The following is a 22,950-nucleotide window of genomic DNA, read 5'->3' as shown; positions in this document are numbered from 1 at the left end:
ACCTAAATATATTTTTAACTTATTAAAAAAAAAGATCTTGGTGGAGTGTTGCTGAAATTCTATTCAATTTTATAATCAGCATGTTGCTTGACTTATTTTTTTTCGGGATGAGGAGCTAAGCTTCTAAACAATAATCTTCTTATGCAGCTAGGCTCACCGCAAAACTCTCGACCGCCAGCAAGCCATGTAATGAGTCGTAGAAATAGCCTCAGACAGTTGTGGATGACATTTCCGAATACCCTATTTTTTCAAGAATTTTATATTGTACTCAGGTTAATTTATATTCTGTTTATTATGTTGATTGGCATAAATCAGGTTGATGCTTTAGCAACTCCAGCTACGATTAATTCAATAATCGAATCGCCATATTTTTTTAAACCCTTGAGATCTTCAGGATTGGCTAAAAAACGTAGAGCCCCATTGGTAATCATCCCAATGATATTATGTCCAGTATTTTCACAATCTAAATTCTCACGAAAAAAACCAGAATCTACCCCATGCTTTAAATAGTTAGCAGTAAAAATACCCGCCATTTGCATCAAGTTTTGAATAAATCTGGTCATTTCAGCATCTATCGAAGTTGCTTCAAGTAATAATAATTTTAGAGTTAGAGGATTCTCTTGTGCAAAAAGACGCAAACGTTCAGAAATTCGCTGACACTGTTCACGGTATTCTTCAATATTATTCACCGCCTGAGGGGCATTTTCACCAGTAAGCAATGCCATGATTTTTTGCATAGTATCCGAAATAACATGCTGCAAAATATTGCGTTTATTTTCAAAATGGCGATAGAAAGTACCATGACCAATGCCTAAGCGTTTGGCAATATCTGAAATGGCTGTTTGATGGTACCCACGCTCAGAAAATTCTAAAAACGCAGCTTCTAAAATATCGGCTTGTAATTGGATACGTTGACGTTCTGCACGACGTAAAGTTGTTGGTTCATTCATAGGCAAAGAATACCAAATAAATATTCAAAATTGTTAAACAATGGAAATTGACAAGTCATTCCGTTTTTGACATTGTGTTCCTAGTGTTTATATTCTAAGCGATTTTCAACATGGAAAAAATGAAAAAAAATACAAAGGATGAAAACTTTTACAAAGTGATTATCGTGGGTGGCGGTTTTGCTGGTCTTGGTGCTGCGATCAGATTAAAACAAGCAGGGATTGAAGATTTCATATTGCTGGAAAAGGCTGCTGAAATGGGCGGGGTCTGGCGTGAAAATACTTATCCAGGCTGCGCTTGTGATGTACCATCCGCACTTTATTCATACTCATTTGAACAAAACCATGCATGGTCACGGGTATTTGCACAGCAAAAAGAAATTAAACAATATTTATTTGATGTGGTAGATAAGTACAAGGTCATGCCACATGTGCATTTGAATCGTGAAGCTTTAAAAGCACAGTGGTCAGATGTAGAAAAGTGCTGGAATATCCAAACCGAACAGGGTGAGTTGCGCTCTGAATTTGCAATTCTTGCTTGTGGTCCTATGCATGAACCTGTATTGCCTGATGTTAAAGGTATTGAAACCTTTAAAGGGGAAATTTTTCATTCTTCACAATGGCGGCATGATTTAGACTTAACCGCTCAACGAGTTGCGGTGATTGGAACAGGTGCTTCGGCCATCCAGTTTGTACCGCAGATTCAACCACAAGTTAAACAACTGACGATCTTTCAACGTACTGCACAATGGATTTTGCCCAAGTCAGACATGCCATTACTTGCGCCCATTCGTGCCATGTTTAAGCTGTTACCGCTGACTCAACAGCTGATGCGAGGTTCAGTGTATGGAATTTTTGAAACGATAAATGGTGGAATTCAAAGTCCTGCGGCAATGAATCAATTCCAAAAATTAGCCAAATGGCATTTAAATTACCATATTAAAAATCCACAACTACGAGAAAAATTAACCCCAAATTTTATTATGGGTTGTAAACGTATTTTGCAATCTAACAATTGGTATCCCGCTTTAGCAAAAAATAATGTAGAGGTGATTGCCAGCGGTTTATCTGAAATAAATGGTAATACTTTAATTGCAAGTAATGGTGAACGTTCTGAAGCAGACATAATTATTCTTGGTACGGGGTTTGAAATTGCAGAACCGCCAATCGCCAATCGTGTCTATAACCGTTTTGGACAGCGGATGTCAGATGTTTGGCAGGGGAGCCCTGAGGGCTATATGGGAACAATGATAGAAAATTGTCCAAACGGCTTTCTGATGTTTGGTCCAAATGTCGCTGTGAGTTCCTCAGCATTTATTATCATTGAAGCTCAGCTTGATTATATTATTGATGCTTTGAAACAGGCAATTCAATTCGGCATCAAGACTATTGAACCAAATCCAAAAATTACAAAAGTCTTTAATGAAAAAGTCCAAGCAGCTTTGCAAACTACGGTATGGAACAAGGGGGGATGTCAAAGCTATTTTATTGATCGCAATGGGCGCAACAGTACAGTTTGGCCGTGGTCAACCTATAAACTCCGAGCAAAGATGAAACATTTTAATTTAGCTGAGTATTTGATTAATCATCAACCTGAACCAAGCCCAGTGTTAAAGCAAGAAGATATTGTATGAAAAAGGGATTTTAATCTTCATCCTATTCAAGCCTATAAAAGAGGATAGATGTGAAATGTACCAAGATTTTAAATAAAGGATAAAGCAATGTTTAAAAAACAAAAATTAAAAGGCAAAGTGATTGCGATTACTGGTGCCGCACGTGGCATCGGTTTAGCAACCGCGGAAGCCTTAATTGCACAAGGTGCAAAAGTCAGTATTGGTGATCTTGATTTAGCACTTGCTGAAAAAGAAGCACAGCGTATTGGTGCAAAAGCTTTTAAAGTGGATGTGCGTGATCGTAAATCATTTGCCCAATTTATTCAAAACACCATTCAACATTATGGCAGTTTTTATGGTTTAGTGAATAATGCTGGGATTATGCCGATGGGGGCTTTTCTGGATGAAGATCCCGCTTTAGCAGATGCACAAATTGATATTAACTTTCGTGGTGTCATCATTGGCATGCAATTGGCACTTCCCGAATTGCTCAAATATAAACAAGGGCATATTGTGAATATCGCTTCACTTGCAGGCCGTTTTGCTTTGCCAGGTTCAGCGGTCTATTCTGGAACTAAATTTGCTGTGATTGGTCTCACTGAAGCAGTTGCAGGTGAGTTTCGTGATTCAGCTATTCAGTTCACTGCAATTTTACCCAGTAAAGTGCTGACAGAGCTCACCGCTGGAACTGAAAATGCTGCAAAAACGATTCCAGCTGTGACATCACAAGATGTTGCCAATGCAGTTTTGAGTGCTTTGATTAAGCCTCGATTATTTATTGCAGTACCTGATTACTTACAAACAGTACATAGTGCTTATGCCTTATTGCCGCAATGGGCGCAAACAGGCGCACGTCGTATCTTGGGGGATAATGGCATCTTGACTAAACTTGATCATTCTGCCCATTCAAGTTATGCCAAGCGAATTCATAAGTTGGCAGAATAATTGCTTATTAAAAAGAAACTTTTTAAATCAGTTCATTTGGCTCAAAGTAAATACTCCACTTTGAGCCATTTTTTATGGGTGTGGCTAAGATGGATATCATTGCATCTATATTCAATCTGTCAAAAAACTCAGACACAAGAGTAGAATTGATTTAATCAATATTATTAATTAAATTAACTATATGGAAGAAAATTTTTTGTTTATAAAAAAATTGCAATGCCACAGCTTACATTGAAAGTTTAAATACCTTTGCGTAGGCGATGCATCACTTTTCGTAGGGGATGTCAAACTTTGCGCTGCAAACAAAGCTGTGCTTTGTTTTTACTCATGTGCGAGGGGTACGTGCTGTACCCCCGCCCAACGGCGACATCCATGTTAGGATCACTATCTAGGATTCAAAAGTACAAAAACGAATGAATAGCCAACAGTTTCAAAAAGTTTATACGTAACTATAAGCGTCATTTATGATCAATGACTTGATAGAGGTTATTTGTATGAATAATTAGATGGGTTGACTATACCTGAATGCGTATTACTGTAAAGCTGGTACTACCATATCTTACTAGGAACGTTTAAGTTTCTATTAGATTGATTTGTATTATTTTTTGGAGCTCAGCATGATTTGTGTTGCTAAGCCAAAAAATACTGTACCCATAAACCATTTTTGCATTTTTAACCAAAGCGCATGACGATTTAAAAGTTGGGTAAAAGAACTGGCAGAAAAAATAAACAACATGTTGATGAACAGACTAATCACAATTTGGACAATACCCAAACTAAGCGTTTGCACTAAAACATCGCCTTGATGTGGTTTGATAAATTGTGGCAGCAAAGCTAAGTACATCATCGCAATTTTAGGATTCAGTAGATTAGTCAAAAAGCCCATCAAAAATAGTTTTGAATTTGAATAAGATTGGTTGCTGGTAATCTCAAAAGGCGAGTGAGGTGATTGAATGGTTTTCCAGCCAAGATAAATCAGGTAGAACGCGCCAGCAATTTTTAAAATATCGTATGCAACTGGAATCGTCATTAATAAAGCAGTAATTCCAAAAGCAGCACATAGCATATAAAATACAAAACCGAGTGCTGTGCCTCCCAATGAAACCATCCCCGCAGTTTTGCCCTGACACAAGGACCTTGAGACCAGATAAATCATATTTGGACCAGGGGTGAGAGCCATACCTAGGGCAATCAAGGCAAAAGCAAATAAAGTAGAATCCATATGTTCAATATCAATTATTCTGTAGGGTGATGTTTTGTTGGATACATTCTGCGAGTTTGACTTTATCTTGAGGATGCAAGGTAATGAAGTAGGCACCTACACGATATTGCTCGTTTTCAGCAGGTTCAGAGTACGCAATTTGTGCCGTTGCTGCAATATGGAAGAAATTTTCAGGATGGCTCAGGGTGACATGAATAAAGCTACCTTGTTTCAGGTATTGTTGGCTGGTAAAACTAAAGCCACTTTCAGAAAAATTGACTTTTTGTGGCGTTGGTAACATGGTTTGTACAATAGAATCGTAAAGAGAACCAGTAATAAGGTTTAACTTTTGGTTGAATAAGGATAAGATTCGAGCAATTTGTTGATCTTTTTCATTTAATTGTTCTAATTCGTAGTGAAGTGCATGATCAAATTGATCTAATTCTGCAAGTAGTAGAAAATAGCGCGGTAATACAAAATTAGCATCATATGGATCGTTCAGCGCAACTTCTTCAGAAATGATTTGATAGTTGATCCTTAACGCAGCATCGATTCGTGACATGACACGACGTTCATTTGCTTCATTTTGATGCTGTAACGCTTCCATAAAACACCTCGGACTAGAATGGTATGTTTAAACCAATCTCGCTGTATATAGGGTTGAGATACACTCGCGCACGGCGTAGTAATCACTTTATTTCTTTTATCGCTTTGGTTTCCATGATCGGTCTAACCTTAGGGGTTGCTGTACTGATTACAGTTTTATCTGTTATGAATGGTTTTGACCGAGAGTTAAAGAACCGTGTTTTAGGTATGATACCTCAAGCCACTGTTTCTTCAACACAAATTCTAACAGACTGGCCTGTACTTGCAAAGAAAATTGAACAACATAAGCATGTGACTGGTGTTGCTCCATTTACCCAACTACAAGGTATGCTTACTGCACAAGGACAGGTCGCCGGCATCATGGTGACTGGTATTGAACCTCAATATGAAAAGAAGGTTTCAATTATCCAAAATCATATGGTGGAAGGTAGCATAGATCAACTAAAAAAAGGTGAATATGGCATTGTTCTAGGCAAACAAATGACTGATGCGTTAGGCCTTGGTCTAAATGACAATGTCACCTTGGTTTTACCTGAAGCAACCCCTTCGCCAGCAGGGGTTGTGCCACGTTTTAAACGTTTTAAAATTGTGGGTATTTTTAGTATAGGTGCGGAAGTTGATTCGAGTTTAGGTTACATCGCACTCAATGACGCATCTACGCTATTACGTCTACCTGACGGTGCGCAGGGTGTGCGTATGAAACTGGATGATATTTTCCAAGCGCCACAGGTTGCCAATGAAATTGTTCGTGAGTTACCAAACGGATTCTATGCCTCAGATTGGACCTATACGCATGGTAATTTATTCAGCGCAATCCAAATGGAAAAGGCAATGGTCAGTCTATTGTTATTCCTAATCGTACTTGTTGCTGCATTTAATATTGTCTCTTCATTGGTCATGGTTGTGACGGATAAAAAATCAGACATCGCAATTTTGAGAACATTAGGCGCATCACCTGCAACAATTACCCGCATTTTTATGGTGCAAGGTACTGTGATTGGTGTGGTTGGAACTGTCGCTGGTGCAATCTTGGGGATTATCTCTGCCTTAGGAATTAGTAACTTTATTGGCTGGTTGAATACTGCATTTGGATTACATTTATTCGATGCTTATTTTATCAACTACTTACCTTCTTATTTAAGATGGCAAGATGTCGTGGTGATTGTGAGCTTGTCCTTGGGTCTCAGCTTTATTGCAACCATTTACCCAGCATTGCGAGCAGCTAAAATTCAGCCTGCGGAGGCGCTTCGTTATGAATAGTGCTACACAAAGTCCAGTGGTTTTAGAGGCACAAAATATCTATAAATCGTTTACTGATGGTAAGTCACATGTAGACGTGATTACAGGCTTATCCTTACAAGTAGCGCAAGGTGAGTTTGTCTCCATTGTGGGTTCAAGTGGGTCAGGTAAAAGTACGCTATTACATATTTTGGGAGGGCTAGATCGCCCTACCCAAGGTCTGGTAAATTTAAATGGCAGACGTTTTGATAACTTGGGTGAAGCTGAACGTGGTTTTTTACGTAATGAACATTTAGGCTTTGTCTATCAGTTTCATCATTTATTGCCTGAATTTACTGCACTTGAAAATGTCGCAATGCCGCTGATGTTAAGAAAAGATGCGGAGTATAAAAAGGTTAAAGAACGTGCTGAATATTTACTTGAACGTGTTGGATTATCGCATCGTTTAACGCATCAACCTGGTGAGTTATCAGGTGGTGAACGTCAACGTGTAGCTTTAGCACGTGCTTTGGTGACACAACCGAAGTTAATGTTAGCCGATGAACCGACGGGGAATCTAGATCGCAAAACAGCAAAATCTATTTTTGAATTACTGCGTGATTTACGTGAGGAGTTCAATATGGCAATGTTGATTGTGACGCACGATGAGCAACTGGCAAAATCAGCAGATAAAATCCTACATATGCAAGATGGTGTCTGGATTGATGGCTAATTTTAGCACTCATTTGATGATATCATTCTAAAGTGAGGTATATTTTTTAAACTTAAGCCCAATAACTGATTGGGCTTAATCAATAAAACACTGAAAACAATAAATAGAAAAACTATGTATATATATATTGCTTTAATTGGATGGATATTGGGTATCTCTTTTATGGGATACCATTCACCAGCTTCTTTAACTCTCTTGGTATGGATTAGCTTAGCCTTAAGTCTTTTGCTATTTAAATTTTATCGGTCGAAGTATAGATTGATTAATTCCTTGGTATTTAAACTGATCTATTTAAGCTTAGTCGGTATATCATGTGGTCTAATCGGTTGGCATTATGCAGATTCAGCACTCGAAAAAAGATTAAGCTTACGTGATACATCAGCTCATCAAATTGAAAAAATTATTTATATTTCTAGCATAAATACGATTAAGCAAACCAACTCATCCTTTAGTTCCCAACTCCCCCGTACTCAACAGCGTATTCAACAAAAAGTATTGTTACTCGGACTAAAACAAGCCACACAAATGTTAATGTATCTGGATGATTCACAGTCTGAAATGATCCAACTAGGCCAATATTATCGAGTAAGAGGGCAAATCAAACCAATTCACGGTTATGCTGTCGCTGGTGCTTTTGATAAAGAAAAATGGTTTCTACAACAAAACATTCTCGGTGTATTCAAGGCTCACTCACTTGAACATATCGATGAAATTCAAGTGAAACAGTTGGGTTATACATCCTTTATTCGTCAACAGAATACCTTGCTATATAGAGCTCAACTCAGTATAGAAAAGTTACGTCTAAAATTTCGTCATTGGATTGCAGTTTCATCATTACATAATAAGGGATTGCTCTTGGCCTTATTAACCGGCGATGAAAGCTTATTGGCGAATGAAACGCATGAGTTATTTAAAAAATTGGGTATCTCTCATTTACTTGCAATCTCTGGACCGCACGTATTAATTTTTGCAAGTTTGTTTTGTTTTTTGTTTAATTCAATCATTAAAAAAGCTTATCCACAAATTTTTTTGAGAATTCCACAACCTTATTTATTGATCTTTCCTTTTTTAGCCTGTGTGGTGTTTTATAGCGCTTTTGTTGGTTTTGAAATTCCCGCGTTAAGAACCATGCTGACAGTCACAATTTTGATTTTTATTATTTTATTCAAGCAAAAAATTCAACCTCTTAAGCATCTATTATTGACAGCCAGTATTTTATTAGTAATTGATCCTTTTAGTATTCTATCTTCTGCTTTTTGGTTATCCTTTGGTTCATGTTTTATTTTGATTCGTGTCTATCAGACTGTTCAGCAACATTCGAATCAAACTGTAGAGACATGGAAAACTAAGACTAAACTATTTATACGAGTATTAATTGATTCGCAATGGAAAATATTTATTGCATTATTACCAGTGGTGCTGTGGATATTTCAACAATTTTCATGGATCACACCCTTGAGCAATTTGATCGCAATTCCAATGATTGGTGCAATAATTGTTCCTATTGAAGTCATGGCGGCATGCATGAGTATACTTTTTGATCCTTTAGGTGGAGTACTCTTTAAAGTTTCTGATATTTTTTTATCTATATTGTTGTATTTACTGGAAAAGTTAGATCAGTTTCTCAATTTTAAATTGAATTGGTGGGCATTCAATTCTTTGCAAATTATTTGCATTGCTTTGACTGTGTTTATTATCTTTCTGCCCAAAGGTGTGCTTCCCAAATTTTGGGCAATACTCTGCTTAGCACCGTTAGTAATATCACATAAAAATTCTTCAAGATTCCAACTTGATGTCATAGATGTTGGGCAAGGACAGGCAATTTTTTTAAATTTGCCTGAACATAAAATGCTGATTGATACAGGTGGCACATTTGATGAAGAGCAATTCAGTATTGGTAAAAAAGTCATTATTCCATATCTTATGCGACAAGGCATTGCTCAATTGGATCAAGTGATTCTGACCCATTTAGATCAAGACCATAGTGGTGCATTTGCAGAAATAGAGAAGGTCGTCAAAATTGACAAAGTTTATTCAAATGAAATAGATGAGCTGCTTAATCAGCATAAATTTGAGTATTGTCATCAAGGGCAATATTGGCAATATGAAGATGTTCGGATTTCTGTTTTGGCGCCTGCTAAAAATAGCCTAAGCAAAGCTCGGTATGACAGAAATGAACTCTCATGCATCATTTATATTCAAGTTCCTCAGTCGAAATCACATCAAAATTTTTTATTGATGGGGGATGCTGGGTGGGAAACGGAATATAATCTATTAGCACAATATCCAAATTTAAAAGTAGATGTCTTAGTGCTAGGTCATCATGGTAGCAAAAATAGTTCTTCATACGACTTTTTAAAGCAATTACAACCTAAACTTGCGATTGTATCGGCTGGATATGCCAATCGCTATGGTCATCCACATCCGATTGTATTGAAACGGCTAGAGGCTTTGAATATTCCAGTCAAAACCACTATTGAACAAGGTTCTATTCAATTTAAGCTAAATTCGCAAGGGCAGATGGAGTTGATAGGTTATCGGCAAAACTTAAAGTGGCTCGCTTCCCATGATCGTCTCATTGCGGATTGAATTGATCATTTCCATCGCTTCTTTATTCGGAACATTATAAATCTGTTTTAGTTTTGGGTGAGCTTTAAAACGTTTATAACTCCAGTGATAATGTTCTGGGTATTGGCAGATTAATTTTTCGAGCGCAGTGTAAATAATATGTGTGCCCTGATTTGCATCGACCTGATAGATATTTTCATCAATAGGTTGAACGACCATATCAAAACCCTGATTTTCGTTTCTAATAGCATATAGCAAGAGTGCTTTGGATTTGGTCTTTTGGATCAGCTTTGCACTTAAATTACTTGAAAAGAGTGGAATCCCAAAATACTCAATAAGTTCTCCCCCTTGATGTGGCGAATGGTCAGGCAAAATAACGGTGGTACCTCCTTGTTTTAAAGCTCTAAATATTTGCCGGACGCCAGATTCATCTGTTGGAACCAGTGTGGCATTTTCGCGACCTCGCGCAGCACGTACGAAACGATCTGCACTTTCATCTTTAATTGGTTCATACATAATGGTCATTTGCGTATATTGGGCAAACCATGCGTTCATAATTTCCCAAGTACCGAAATGAGGCACGACCAGTACAAGGCCTTTTTTTTCCGCAATTGCTTCATGGAAATGGTGCTCACCTTCAATATGGTGAATACGGTCGATATTTACTTGATTTGAACTTCCCCAAACCGTAAAAAACTCCATATAAGACTGTAATTCATTGCGAATTGCATGCTCTGTAATTCTTTCGCGTTTGGATTTATCTAGGTCTGGAAAGCAAATTTCAATATTTAAACGAATGGTTTCAGAGGTTTTGGTGATACGTAATAAGTTGACAAGTCCAGCCAAAATGCGCGCGATAAAACGTGCGATTGGGATCGGCAGTCGACTGAAAAAATTGAGAAGTCGCGAAGTTGAGGTTTTATCAGTCATCCGGATCTAAAATTAAAGCGCAGGTTAAGTAATAGTGAGATTTAGCAAATTATTATAAGTTAAATCGTAATGATTAAATAGATTATACGGATTCCGTGTATATAATGAAGCATGAATAATTAATTTGGATGGTATAAATGTCAGATTGGCCGCCGAAACCTCAAAATGACAATACAAATTTGAATTCCTCTGCGGGTCAACAGCCTACAGGACAGGAATGGAAGATCTTAGAGAAAGCTGTTCTTGCTTCAGTTGAAGAGCAACGCCGTACTCGTCGCTGGGGGATCTTCTTTAAAATACTCACTTTTCTTTATATTCTCTTTGTCTTAGTTGCACTGGGTAAGAGTTGTTCATTATCAGGGTCAGATGATGGAACAATAACTTCAGAGAATCATTTAGGGGTTGTCAATATCGTTGGTACAATTGATTCAAGTAGTCAAGGTGTAAATAGTACCGATACGATTAAATCATTAAAGAAAGCATTTCAAGCAAAGTCTGCTCAAGCTGTAGTATTGAATGTGAATTCCCCAGGTGGATCACCAGTTCAGTCTGATGATATTTGGCAAGAGATTCAGTACCTCAAAAAACAAAATCCAGAGAAAAAAGTATATGCTGTGATTGGTGATATGGGAGCTTCAGGTGCTTATTATATTGCATCAGCAGCAGACGAAATTTGGGTAAATCCATCGAGTTTGGTGGGATCAATTGGTGTGATTATGCCGAACTATGGGGTAAATGGTTTAGCGCAAAAATTAGGTGTTGAAGACCGAACGATGACTTCGGGAAGTAATAAAGACATACTGAGTATGACGAAACCGATTAATCCAGAACAACGCGCGCATATTCAAGCTTTATTGGACAATGTACATGATCACTTTATCGATGCTGTGAAAAAAGGTCGTGGTGAAAAGCTGAAATCGCAAGATCCAGCGATCTTCTCTGGTTTATTCTGGACGGGTGACCAAGCAATTAAATTGGGTATCGCAGATAAAGCAGGGAATATGGAAACATTAAAACGCGAATTAAAAGTGAAAAAGACAGTTAATTATACGGTTGAACGTAGCCCATTTGACTCAGTTCTAGGCCGTTTAGGTTCAGAAATGGGTCATGGTTTAGGTACAGCCGTGAGCCAGAAACTTGGTATGAATCAAGATGTGAAAATGCAATAGTTCAAGTCTGGTAGATCAGTAAAGAACAATATATTGTATTCTTGTTCTTTACTGAGCCATACAGGATAAAAAACAAAAATATGAAAAAATAAGATGAAAAAATAAGTCCAACACGATTCTAAAGCTCTATTTTCTTCTTACTTTATGCCATTTTAGCTGGTTTAAACCTGTTTAAGTCATTTGAATGACATCGCTTATTGTAAAACAATAGCAGTGAGTTCACTTAAAATATTTAACTGAATCCAATTTATCAGCTACAGTATTTGCAATTCGTCATATTCAGAGCGTAACACAAGACATGGTTAGTCTATCTCACATGAAACCTGTTATTCATTTTGCCCATGCCAATGGTGTGCCATCTAAAGTCTATATGAAACTATTTGATTTATTGAAAGATCAATATGATGTGATTTATGTTTCTTTATTAGGCACAGATCAACGTTATCTTATTGATAACAATTGGTCGAATTTTGCAGATCAAGTGATTGATAGTATTGTGCAACAATCTAATGGACGTAAAGTCATAGGCTTAGGTCATTCATTAGGCGCTGTTGCAACTTTTTTAGCGTCGTTTAAACGTCCAGATTTATTTGAACAAGCAATTTTATTGGATCCTCCATTGATTATGGGAACCGCATCCTTTGTCTTTAATCTTGCAAAGAAATTTTATCCTCAAAAAATCGATGCGATGACACCAGCTCACCTCAGCTTACGCCGTCGAGATCATTGGGAATCGCGTCAACAAGCCGCAGAATTGTTACGTCCAAAGGGGTTTTATCAGCATTTTGACGCAGATTGTTTTAAGGCTTATATCGATTATGCGCTAACAGAAGATCATGTTCGTGGTGGCGTGACTTTGACCATTCCTAAGGATGTTGAAGTTGCAATTTTTAGAACTGGTCCTTCTTATTGGTGGTTACCTCATCCACAACCACAAGTTCCAATAGATTTAGTTATTGGTTCTGAGAGCCCTTTTCTAAAACGTAAATTTCCACAAATTACCAAAAAGAAATTTAATATTCCTTTTACTCTGACGGCTGGAGGACATATGTTTCCTTTAGAACATCCAGTTGAAACTGTTAACTTAATTAAAAAGTTGATTCAACAAAATTTATCTAATACCCATTAATCAGTGTTGAATGGGTTACAGATTGTACCTCTTTCTATAGTCAACCTGTCAAAAAACTCGGACACAAGAATATAATAGATTTAATTAATATTTTTAATTAAATCTATTATATGGAAAGATAAATTATTTGATTGTAAAAAGTTTGCAATACAAAATCTTACATTCAAAGTTTAAATATCTTTGCGTAGGCGCTGCCTCATTTTTGCACGACAAAAAACCAGTGCTTTGTTCTTGCTCAGATGAAAAGAAGACAAAAATCTTCAGTAGGACGAGGGGTATGTCCTGTACCCCACATTCTTACACACATTGGGCGACATCCCTGTCTTCCTGCGATAGGACAACCATCTAGGATTGAAAAGTACAAAAAATGGTTTGATAACCAATAGTTTCTATAAGTTCAAACAAAAATATAGGCTACATTTATGATCAATAAATTGATGGAAATCACTTGTATGAATAAGTAGGGGATTTGATTATAAGTAAAGGTTTTTGTTACGGCCTATCGTTAAAAAGTCCGCTGTTTTTCCCATAAATTGATTTCAATCTTTTTATGTAAAATGTAGCAGTTCAAGCGACTTTGCTATAAACCTATTGTTATCTAAGGTCACTAAACGGGCGAATTTTATATTAGATATAAAAAATGCATCCTTAGATGCATTTTTTGACAGTATTTTAAATCAAGCAAATCTTAAAGTTGGCAAAATTGAATTGGCTGTTTAAGTGCTTGTCCCTTATATAAAACCTGACCATTTTCCAAGTGTTGAATGGTGCCATTACAGATCCATTCAACCGCTTGAGGATAAATTAAATGCTCAAGTACATGGACTCGTGCTGCAAGCGATTGCACAGTATCATGCAAAGTAACTTTTAAAATACCCTGAGTCAAAGCTTGACCAGCGTCTAATTCAGCAGTAACAAAATGCACAGTACAGCCATGCAAAACATCACCTGTATTTAAAACACGTTGATGAGTATGCATGCCTTTGTAATTTGGCAATAGAGAAGGGTGGATATTCACCATTTTTCCTTCCCATGCTTGCACAAACTTTGCACTGAGAATTCGCATAAAACCAGCAAGAATGACTAAGTCAACATTCCAATCCTGTAATTGTTGATGCATAACATCATCAAAAGCTTCACGATTAGGGTAGTGTTTATGCTCAATCACAGTCGTTGCAATGCCTGCTTTTGTAGCACGCTCTATGGCAAATGCTTCAGGTTTGTTGGAAATAACCCCCACGATTTGCCCTGAAAGATTGGCATCAATCAAGGCTTGAAGGTTGCTTCCATTGCCTGAAACGAGTACAGCAATTTTAATCATGTGGGGAGCTTATGCAAAAATCACACGAATTTTTTCGTCTGCGCCTTCAATTGAAGCAGCATTTTCTTGGATATGACCAATGGTCCATGCTTTTTCACCTTGAGCAGTTAAAACTTCAATGGTTTTGTCAGCATCAGCAACGTCAACTGCAATGACCATACCCACACCACAGTTAAATGTACGGTACATTTCAAATTGTTCTACAGCACCTTCACGTTGTAAAAGTTTGAACAATTCAGGCCATTCCCACGATGATTCATTAATCACAGCTTGAGCACCATTTGGAAGTACGCGAGGTAGATTGCCTGGTAAACCACCACCTGTGATATGTGCCATTGCATGAACATCAACTTGTTTGCATAGCTCAAGTACTGGTTTTACATAAATACGTGTTGGTTCCATTGCAACATCTGCAAGCGGACGACCATCTACTATCTGAGTTAAATCAACGTTTTTCACGTCTAAGATTTTACGAAGTAAAGAGTAACCGTTTGAGTGTGCACCAGAAGATGCTAAACCGATGAGAACATCACCTGCTTTTACTTTAGAACCATCAATGATTTTACTTGCTTCAACCACACCCACAGAAAAACCTGCTAAGTCATAGTCTTCACCTTCATACATCCCTGGCATTTCAGCAGTTTCACCACCGACCAATGCGCAGCCTGCAAGTTCACAACCTTTACCTATCCCAGTCACAACATTTGCAGCAACATCAACATTTAAATGTCCAGTTGCATAATAATCGAGGAAGAATAGAGGTTCAGCACCACATACAAGAAGATCGTTTACACACATTGCAACCAAATCTTGACCAATTGTGTCATGACGGTTTAAGTTCAATGCTAAACGTAATTTTGTACCGACACCATCTGTACCAGATACAAGAACAGGTTCTTCATAACCTTTAGGGATTCTGCAAAGTGCACCGAAGCCGCCTAAACCACCCATCACTTCAGGGCGTGTGGTACGTTTAGCGACAGATTTGATTCGATCGACAAGTGCGTCGCCCGCTTCAATATCGACACCAGCGTCTTTATAGCTTAAACCAGTGTTTGGGGTAGAAGTTGAGTTGCTCATAATTGAAGTCTCCGCATTCGCGCGGGGATTATACCCGAATATACGAAACTCTTATGTTATTTCTGCACTAAAATGCTATCTTTATTAAAATATTTTCCCCTCTATAACGAATAAATTTGAAATAGGCGTGATTCAATGCACGATCGGACTTTAAAACGAATTTTTATCCTTGCTGGAATTGCTTTAGTTTTATGGATTTTATATTTATTAAAACCCGTAGTGATTCCTTTTGTCGCAGCTTTTCTCGTTGCCTATTTATTTAGTCCAGTGGTAGATAAGCTGTCTAAATTTTTGCCAAGGTGGTTATCTATTTCAGTGGTATTTATTGGAATAGGTGTATTACTGACTTGGGCGACTTGGTTTGTTGTACCCTTGGTTTGGAAACAATTAATCTATGCGCGTGACAGTATTCCCGCGGGAATCCATTGGGTGAATTCTACTTTTTTACCGTGGTTATCCAACAATTTCAATGTTGAACATATGGAGTTGGATACAGATCAAATATCTAAAGTAGTGATGGAGTATGTTCAGACCAACTATAGTGCGGATAGTATCCAATCGATGGCATTAAAAATTGCCCAATCTGGACTGAGTTTTATTTCGATCGGTGGAACAATTGTTTTAATTCCAATTATTGCATTCTATTTCTTACTTGATTGGAATCGGATGTTGGAGCATTTAAAAAGTTTTATCCCACGCCAATATGAAAGTAATGTGCTTAAAATTGTTGGTGAATGCCATAGTGTTTTAGGTGCTTTTGTCAAAGGGCAATTCCTTGTGATGATTTTATTGGGAATTGTCTATGCTGTGGGCTTGCAATTGGTTGGTCTAGAAGTTGGATTAATTATTGGTATGATCGCAGGATTGTGCAGTATTATTCCTTATCTTGGCTTTGGTGTTGGTATTATAGCTGCTGTCATTGCCTGTTTTTTCCAGTTTGGTCTAGATCCAAAGCATTTATTGATGGTTTTAGCTGTATTTGGTGTAGGGCAACTCATAGAGGGATATATCCTTCAACCTTTCTTATTGGGTGATAAAATTGGTTTATCTCCTGTAGCCGTAGTATTCGCAGTACTTGCAGGTGCGCAGTTGGGGGGATTTGTTGGAATGTTGATTGCACTTCCAGTTGCAGCTGTTATCGTGGTTTTACTCAAGCATCTCAAAGAGTTATATCAAGAAAGTCAGTTTTTTAAGGCCAATGATACTTTGGTGACTGTACAAAATCATGGTACCACTGAAACAATTTCAGTCGAAAGCGACCAAGTTGATCTTGATATTGAAGTTAAAAACACGCAAGATACTGATCAATCGATTAAAAATGATCAAAATCCACTTTAGGAATGATTTGAATATATGCGTCAATTGCAGTTGGATATAGAACCACAACTGGATGCCAGAATTAGTGATTTTTCTGGACCAGGTTGGGGACCTGTAATTGATGCTGTGCGTCAGCTTCATGCAGGCCTGATGAATCGTTTCTATATCTATGGTAGCGCTGGAACTGGTAAAAGCCATTTACTCACTGCGATTTGTGATTCTTATTTAGAAATTGGTAAATCTGCGATAAAAGTATCTTTATTGGAATTGTTAGATGCGCCTATAGAAGCGATCACATCCTTAGAAAGCTATGACTTAGTTGCCTTAGATGATATTGAAGCAATTAGTGGCGTACCGCATTGGCAAAAAGCGGTATTCCATCTTATTAATAATAATAATGAAGATGGCGGGCAGTTGGTATTTTCATCACGATTTGCGCCTATTGAATTAAAATTAGAACTCCCTGACCTACAATCTCGACTTACACAGGCTGTCAGTGTAAAAGTACCCAGTGGGCACTCCTATGCTGATCGGCATGCTTTATTGCATTCAGTCTTAGAACGTCGGGGTGTACATTTTGACCCACAAATAACGGAATATTTGCTATTACATGGCCCACATCAAACGAGTACACTACTTCAATCTGTTGAACAGCTAGAAAAGTTATTGAAGGGTGAGAAAACTAAATTATCTCACGCAACTTTAAGACAGATCTATGCATTGATTGATGAATATAGACAATAGTTTTTTTTTACTGTTGTTGAGTGCGCGTAACACAAATAGATGAAGTTAATCGATTCATCGATAAAAATTCTTGAGAATTTTTATCGCGTGTGACAAAGTACGCAAAAAGGACTGATAGCAAAGCGTAATGCTGGCTAATAAGAAATAATTAAAAGAAATCAAGGAGACTATAATGCTCAAACGGGGCATAGGCTTAGGATTATTATGTATTACCGGTCAAGCATTTAGTGCAAATATTACTGTGACAACGACAGATGATATTGTAAAAGCTGATGATCAGTGTTCATTAAGAGAAGCAGTCGAATATGTCAATCAGGGAATGCCTGAGGCTGGCTATAATGGTTGTGGTGGTGGTAAAGAGGTTACTGCAAATATCATATTACAAGGGAATAAAGAGTATTCACTGAATAGCCAAATCAGGATACTCAAAGATGTGACGTTTGGTTCGACTTATGAAAGCAACGTAAATAATACACAAACGCTTATAGGTAAAAACAATGCCATTATTAAAATGGTTGGAAAAGAACGTTTATTTCAGATTGAAAAAATCATAGATTCGGCAGTAGAGACACCACCTGCAATGCTCAAAGTTTCATTTAATGAAATTACCTTAAAAGGGTGTAATGAAGCGGTATGTGCTGATCAAGGTGGTTTAATCTATAACAAAGAGTCTTTAGGTATAAGTAATAGTCAGCTTTTAAATGGTCATGCAAGACAAGGTGGCGCAATTTACAATGCGGGTGTGTATGTTGCGAATACTTCATTAAGTTCTGTTTCTATAAACAAGACCTTAATGAAAGGTAATACAGCAGTAGAAGGAGGTGTTGTTTATACCGAACTACCAACATTTGTTATTACACAGTCATTAATTCGAGATAATGAAGTTACAAATTCAGCAAGTTCAAATTTTGAAACAAAAAATCAATTTTCAGAAGAGGCTTTAAAAACAATTGGCTCCTCAATTCCTTTTGGAATTATGAATAGTACGATCTTTAGCAATAAAGGCTATGTAGTCAAGATTTACGATGCCATGCAAATCAACAATGTCACCATGATTCTCAATACTATGGGACTTATTGTAAACGCGCCCCAAAAGAAAGGTTATGTTGCAAATAGTATTATTGCTAAAAATGGTACACAAGATTGTACGATTGTGGCTGGCGGAGAAGCGGAACAGATCAGTAATAACCTCTATTCATCAGGCTGTAGTGGTTTTAAATCTACAGCATTAGGCAATGTACAACTAATTGCTGGGAATACCACGGAAGGCAAGTGTGACTATAGTACCGATGGAATTTTATGTCCATTTACAGAGGCACCTACTGTAGCTTTAGGTTATTTTTTACCAAGAATTTTAGCAAGTTATAATTCAGCTGAAGATTCACTGATTATTAACCATGGTCCAGAAGTACAAGATAAAATATTGGCATGTTCATCAGTTGATCAGCGTGGTAAAAATCGAGATGTTAATTCACAATTATGTGATCGTGGTGCGATTGAATTGGTGATTAACACCACAGATGTTACAACTGTGGGGCAAGATATTTTATATGGTGAAACAGCTAAGTTTTCAATCGCAGATCAATTACAAGATGGTGAGTTGGTTAGTGTTGAAAAGTGTAAGCAGATTTTTAATCGAGAGTTGGATGACAATGGTAAGCCTTGGCAAATTGGCTGTTTAAAAGTCATCCAAACAAATACCCCATCTAAAGGAACAATGTCGATAAACCAGGCTGGTGATATTGTGTATACCCCAAATAGTCGTTGGCAAGGTTCAGATGAATTTAAAATCAATGTGGTGACCTCAACCACAAGTTTTAATAAATCAGATAATCCTTATATTACGATCCCCGCACGAATTGTACAAAGAAAGCCAGATGATTTTAAGAACTCTAAAGTAAAGACTTCAGGTGGAAGTTTAGGGTTTCTTTCAATCATTGGACTGATCGGTTTAGCAGGCTATCGACGGATAAAATATAAGTAAAGGATCGGATATGAAAAATTATAAAAAGGGATTTCTAACACTTGTTATTTTGTCGACCATGTCTCTGATGGCGGCAGAAGATAAAACAATTTATGTTACTACCTTTGAAGATGAGGATGGAACAAATCCTGACAAGTGTTCAATCAGAGAAGCCTTACGAGCTGCTGCTACACATAAAGCTTATGGTGGTTGCAGTGCAGGACAAGTTTATTCGACAGTGCCCAATGTAATTCAATTAGAAGCGGGTGAATATAAGCTGACGAAAGAGTTAAGACCTAATTCAGATATTTCCATTGTTGGTAAAGAACCTGGTGATTATAGTCGGCCAGATGTATTAACTAATAATTTCCCTGCTTCAACGCCATTAAAAACTACAATTTCAGGCCAAGGGACCTCGCGTATTTTCAATACCATTTATGAAAATAAGCCAAGTTTAACGCTGAAAGATGTGATTTTAAAAGATGGCTCTAGCTTGAATGACACCAATAGCAGCGTGGGCGGAGCGATTTATGCAGGCGGTGCAACAACCTTAACCAATGTAACAATTATCAATTCAAATGCGAAAACTGGTGGTGCAATTTATCTAAATGATGCTTCAAGTTCACTTACAGTCAACTATGGCGTGTTTGACGCAAATAAAGCTGATCAAGGTAGTGTACTTGGAATGACATGCTCTGATAATTTGGTTTTTACAACACGAAGTATCGCAGTGAATGGCACAACTTTCATTAATAATGGATCTGCAAATAGCTTAAGTATGTTTAGTTTTTGTGGACAGCCTTCTGTGACATTTACTGCAAATACATTGACAAAGAATACTGCAAGTATGAGTCAAGGGAGCATCATTCAATTTAGCCAATTAACACCACAAGGAAAGGTTAATTTTAGTGATAGTTCTTCTTTATCACTGCTCAGCAATACTATTGTAAAGAATGATGCTTGGGCAACACTATTATATGGATACAATGGTTTAAAAACTTTAAGCAATAATATACTGGCTTATAATAATGGGAAATCTTGTCGTTATGCAGATGGTGATGTCAGTAAAGTTGAAGGCTCAGGTGTAGTGCTGGGCTATAATGCTTTAAAGCTTACTGCTGGTAATGATCAGTGTGAAGTTGCAGAGGCAGTGACTAAAGAGGGTAAAGACCATTCATTTGATGTGAGTAATATTGAGTTCTCATCTATTTTAAATGACTTAGAGCAACCGAGTGAATCCACTGGTTTTATGCCGATGTATTTCCCTAAAAACTTAGGCACAGATAAAGATTTAGTTGATATTGGTTATACTGGGTGTAGTGGATCTGATCAGCGAGGTGTCACCCGAGTGGTTGCGGAAAACTCGAATGGTCAAAATGATGTAGCGAACTCATGTGATATCGGTTCTACAGAGGTTTTACGTCTTACAGCAAATAACTTAAGCTCGACCAATGCATCAGTGGTTGCTGCACTTAGCAATTATCAGAACATATTGGATAATTATAATAAGTTGATTGCTGACCCAGCAACCAACCAAGACTTTATTCCTTTTTATAAATTTCAATTAGAGTTATATAGTAATCTAATAAAATACACCAAATCAGATCAGAAATATCGCACCATCTTTGTTGACCCTTTTGCTGCCAATCTGCCAGCAGAAATCATTACTAAAGGGCAGGATGGCAAAGATATTAGGGTTGTAAAACATCTAAGCGTTGACAATTATGATGTGATTGTTAAGCCACTTGGTGTGGGTTTATTGAATAGCGATAAGGTCTTTGCGGGTAAGGAAGATCCAAACTTTAAGTGTGAATGGAATGCCAACTTAAAAAGAATTATGTTATGGCGTATAGACGACAGCATAACCCCATCAGGTGATAATGAATTCTGTAGTTATCAACTACAGTTAAAATCTGAACCAAATATTACATCTTCAGCTTATGTGATTGGAACCTTTGCTAACATTGCACCCATCGTAGAGGATAGTAGTTTTAAAGTTGAATATGGTTCAACTAAAGCAATTGATTTAGATTTACTCCAATATGCCAATGATGATGGTGATGGTAATGCAGCAGCTTTAACTGCAAAACCCAATAAACCAAAATTTTATATCAATGCAGATGGTGTTGAATTACCTATCCGAATAGGTACAAATATTGACCCAATAGTTATTACTGCAGATCGTAGTGGTCCTTGCCCAGGTGTTGATAGTAAATATACCTGCTATGGTGGCAAAGTTCATATCCAACTCAGAAACACACTGGACCCATTTAGCTACAAATTTACCTACTATGTGTATGATGCAGATGGTGTAATTTCCAATACTGCGACGGTAAAATTAGAAAACTCAGGTACAGCGCCCGGAAGTACGCGTACAAGTGGTGGTGGTGCATTGGGTTGGCTCAGTCTTCTTGGACTGTTAGGGTTGACAGGATATCGCCGCTATCAAACAAATAGACAACCAAAGCAATAATAGGCAAATAAATAAACTGGCAAATTAATGAATTTTACAACTTAGTGTGTACAAAAAAACCAGTTTTTAGAAACTGGTTTTTTTGTATCTGTATGTTTTTTGCTATTTATATAGGCTTTCTTCATAATTTGTATTATAAGTTTTAAATAGGAAGGGTTTGTTAATTGATTTCCCTTAAATCATTGAAAAGTTATTCATTTTGAACTGATATGAAACAATTTACTGTACTTACACCCCTTGAAAAGATCCCATGTAGTTCTGATGAATTACTTTCGATTAAAAGAAATGATTTGGTTCCATTACTCGACAATCAAACACGACTGAATTTATATGCTGATCAGTTAATTCAAGCACAATCGGTTCTGTTAAAAGCTATTGATCCAAGTTTAACGCAAAAACTGAGTCAAATTATTGCACAAATCATTCATCAATTATCTACATCCAAAAAAAAACTCAATCAACGTAAATTTAATGCTATACAAAAATGGTTAGGTTTAGATTTAGAGTTTAGCGTTGGACAAGTCAAATATTTACATGAATTAGAAAGTTTAATTGATGAAGCAAAGCATTTGAGTCAAAGATTACAAGTGGAAATTCAAAAGTCGGAAGCAAGATTTCAACAAGCCAATGGCTTAAGAGAGCAAATGGCGAAATATATTCGCGCCGCTCAGGAATTTTTACATGAATATCCTGATTTTATACACCATCGCCATCCTTTAGATAATTTTTCTGATCGGCTGTCTAAAAAAGTCAACACGTTACAAACGCTACAATCCAGTAATGATATTGCGTTAGCACAAATGCAGTTAACACAACAGCTTTCCTTGAGCTTACTTGATCGATTTAATGAAGCCCAAAATGTTCTGATTCCTGCATGGCAGTATCATGTAAAACAGAGCAGTACCCAGAATTCTTTTACAATGACGGAAGAACTTGATAAAAGTCGTGATAAATTAATTCAATCATTAAAGAAATCATTAGAAAATAAATAGG

General features: G+C 37.2%; 18 protein-coding genes. 12 read left to right on the top strand and 6 right to left on the bottom strand.

The window, feature by feature from the left end:
- Nucleotides 1–311: 311 nt before the first annotated feature.
- On the bottom strand, nt 312–950 hold the full coding sequence (locus AC4CVF_RS12155) for a TetR/AcrR family transcriptional regulator (RefSeq protein ID WP_419328857.1): 639 nt from the start codon (nt 948–950) through the stop codon (nt 312–314).
- A 110-nt stretch (nt 951–1,060) separates the two neighbouring features.
- Here AC4CVF_RS12155 and AC4CVF_RS12150 point away from each other — a divergent pair, with 110 nt between their 5' ends.
- Both AC4CVF_RS12150 and AC4CVF_RS12145 read left to right on the top strand, forming a co-directional pair.
- Nucleotides 1,061–2,581 carry a flavin-containing monooxygenase gene (locus AC4CVF_RS12150; RefSeq protein ID WP_490789525.1) on the top strand — a complete coding sequence of 507 codons (1,521 nt, stop codon included), beginning with the start codon at nt 1,061–1,063 and terminating at the stop codon, nt 2,579–2,581.
- Between the two features lie 87 nt (nt 2,582–2,668).
- Nucleotides 2,669–3,505, top strand: a complete 837-nt coding sequence (locus AC4CVF_RS12145; protein WP_419820646.1) for an SDR family oxidoreductase — start codon at nt 2,669–2,671, stop codon at nt 3,503–3,505.
- 598 nt (nt 3,506–4,103) lie between these two features.
- Here AC4CVF_RS12145 and AC4CVF_RS12140 read toward each other — a convergent pair.
- Together AC4CVF_RS12140 and AC4CVF_RS12135 are read right to left on the bottom strand one after the other, a co-directional pair.
- Nucleotides 4,104–4,727: a LysE family translocator gene (locus AC4CVF_RS12140; protein WP_336954757.1), complete on the bottom strand. Its 624-nt coding sequence runs from the start codon at nt 4,725–4,727 to the stop codon at nt 4,104–4,106.
- 10 nt (nt 4,728–4,737) lie between these two features.
- The gene (locus AC4CVF_RS12135; protein WP_004721776.1) at nt 4,738–5,313 is read right to left on the bottom strand and encodes a PilZ domain-containing protein; all 576 of its coding nucleotides are present in this window, start codon (nt 5,311–5,313) and stop codon (nt 4,738–4,740) included.
- A gap of 23 nt (nt 5,314–5,336) precedes the next feature.
- On the opposite strand from AC4CVF_RS12135, the gene AC4CVF_RS12130 reads away from it, so the two are divergent.
- From AC4CVF_RS12130 to AC4CVF_RS12120, 3 genes are all read left to right on the top strand, one after another.
- A complete protein-coding gene (locus AC4CVF_RS12130; RefSeq protein ID WP_336954758.1) occupies nt 5,337–6,572 on the top strand; it encodes a lipoprotein-releasing ABC transporter permease subunit in 1,236 nt (411 codons plus the stop codon).
- Nucleotides 6,565–7,263, top strand: coding sequence for a lipoprotein-releasing ABC transporter ATP-binding protein LolD (lolD, locus tag AC4CVF_RS12125; RefSeq protein ID WP_336954759.1), 699 nt, complete (start codon nt 6,565–6,567; stop codon nt 7,261–7,263). Before AC4CVF_RS12130 ends, lolD begins: the two co-directional genes overlap by 8 nt.
- A 114-nt stretch (nt 7,264–7,377) precedes the next feature.
- The gene (locus tag AC4CVF_RS12120) at nt 7,378–9,852 is read left to right on the top strand and encodes a DNA internalization-related competence protein ComEC/Rec2 (protein ID WP_490789524.1); all 2,475 of its coding nucleotides are present in this window, start codon (nt 7,378–7,380) and stop codon (nt 9,850–9,852) included.
- On the opposite strand, the gene AC4CVF_RS12115 is transcribed toward AC4CVF_RS12120, so the two are convergent.
- Nucleotides 9,811–10,761, bottom strand: coding sequence for a lysophospholipid acyltransferase family protein (locus AC4CVF_RS12115; protein ID WP_336954760.1), 951 nt, complete (start codon nt 10,759–10,761; stop codon nt 9,811–9,813). The two genes, AC4CVF_RS12120 and AC4CVF_RS12115, sit on opposite strands and share 42 nt — an antisense overlap.
- A 137-nt stretch (nt 10,762–10,898) precedes the next feature.
- Between AC4CVF_RS12115 and sppA the strand changes: the two genes are divergently transcribed.
- Nucleotides 10,899–11,930 (top strand): signal peptide peptidase SppA, encoded by a 1,032-nt coding sequence (gene sppA, locus AC4CVF_RS12110; RefSeq protein ID WP_419328865.1) that lies wholly within the window; start codon nt 10,899–10,901, stop codon nt 11,928–11,930.
- A 316-nt stretch (nt 11,931–12,246) separates the two neighbouring features.
- Nucleotides 12,247–13,059, top strand: a complete 813-nt coding sequence (locus tag AC4CVF_RS12105) for an alpha/beta fold hydrolase (RefSeq protein WP_490789523.1) — start codon at nt 12,247–12,249, stop codon at nt 13,057–13,059.
- Between the two features lie 688 nt (nt 13,060–13,747).
- Here the strand turns inward: AC4CVF_RS12105 and purN are convergent.
- Nucleotides 13,748–14,380 carry a phosphoribosylglycinamide formyltransferase gene (gene purN / locus AC4CVF_RS12100; RefSeq protein ID WP_336954724.1) on the bottom strand — a complete coding sequence of 211 codons (633 nt, stop codon included), beginning with the start codon at nt 14,378–14,380 and terminating at the stop codon, nt 13,748–13,750.
- 9 nt (nt 14,381–14,389) lie between these two features.
- Nucleotides 14,390–15,460: a phosphoribosylformylglycinamidine cyclo-ligase gene (purM, locus tag AC4CVF_RS12095; protein ID WP_336954723.1), complete on the bottom strand. Its 1,071-nt coding sequence runs from the start codon at nt 15,458–15,460 to the stop codon at nt 14,390–14,392.
- Nucleotides 15,461–15,595: 135 nt separating this feature from the next.
- On the opposite strand from purM, the gene cxpE reads away from it, so the two are divergent.
- From cxpE to AC4CVF_RS12070, 5 genes are all read left to right on the top strand, one after another.
- Nucleotides 15,596–16,798, top strand: coding sequence for a chloramphenicol efflux transporter CxpE (gene cxpE, locus AC4CVF_RS12090; RefSeq protein WP_336954722.1), 1,203 nt, complete (start codon nt 15,596–15,598; stop codon nt 16,796–16,798).
- Between the two features lie 15 nt (nt 16,799–16,813).
- The gene (gene hda / locus AC4CVF_RS12085; RefSeq protein WP_336954720.1) at nt 16,814–17,521 is read left to right on the top strand and encodes a DnaA regulatory inactivator Hda; all 708 of its coding nucleotides are present in this window, start codon (nt 16,814–16,816) and stop codon (nt 17,519–17,521) included.
- Between the two features lie 172 nt (nt 17,522–17,693).
- Entirely contained in the window at nt 17,694–19,505 is a 1,812-nt protein-coding gene (gene rbtA, locus AC4CVF_RS12080) for a rhombotarget A (RefSeq protein ID WP_490789522.1), read from the top strand.
- A 10-nt stretch (nt 19,506–19,515) separates the two neighbouring features.
- Nucleotides 19,516–21,957: a CSLREA domain-containing protein gene (locus AC4CVF_RS12075; protein WP_490789521.1), complete on the top strand. Its 2,442-nt coding sequence runs from the start codon at nt 19,516–19,518 to the stop codon at nt 21,955–21,957.
- 209 nt (nt 21,958–22,166) lie between these two features.
- Nucleotides 22,167–22,949 (top strand): tellurium resistance protein, encoded by a 783-nt coding sequence (locus tag AC4CVF_RS12070; RefSeq protein WP_336954717.1) that lies wholly within the window; start codon nt 22,167–22,169, stop codon nt 22,947–22,949.
- Nucleotide 22,950: the final 1 nt, after the last annotated feature.

Source organism: Acinetobacter sp. LipI_19 (assembly GCF_058242925.1).
The sequence above is the reverse complement of the archived record's forward strand: the minus strand, read 5'-3'. Positions and strand labels throughout refer to the sequence as shown.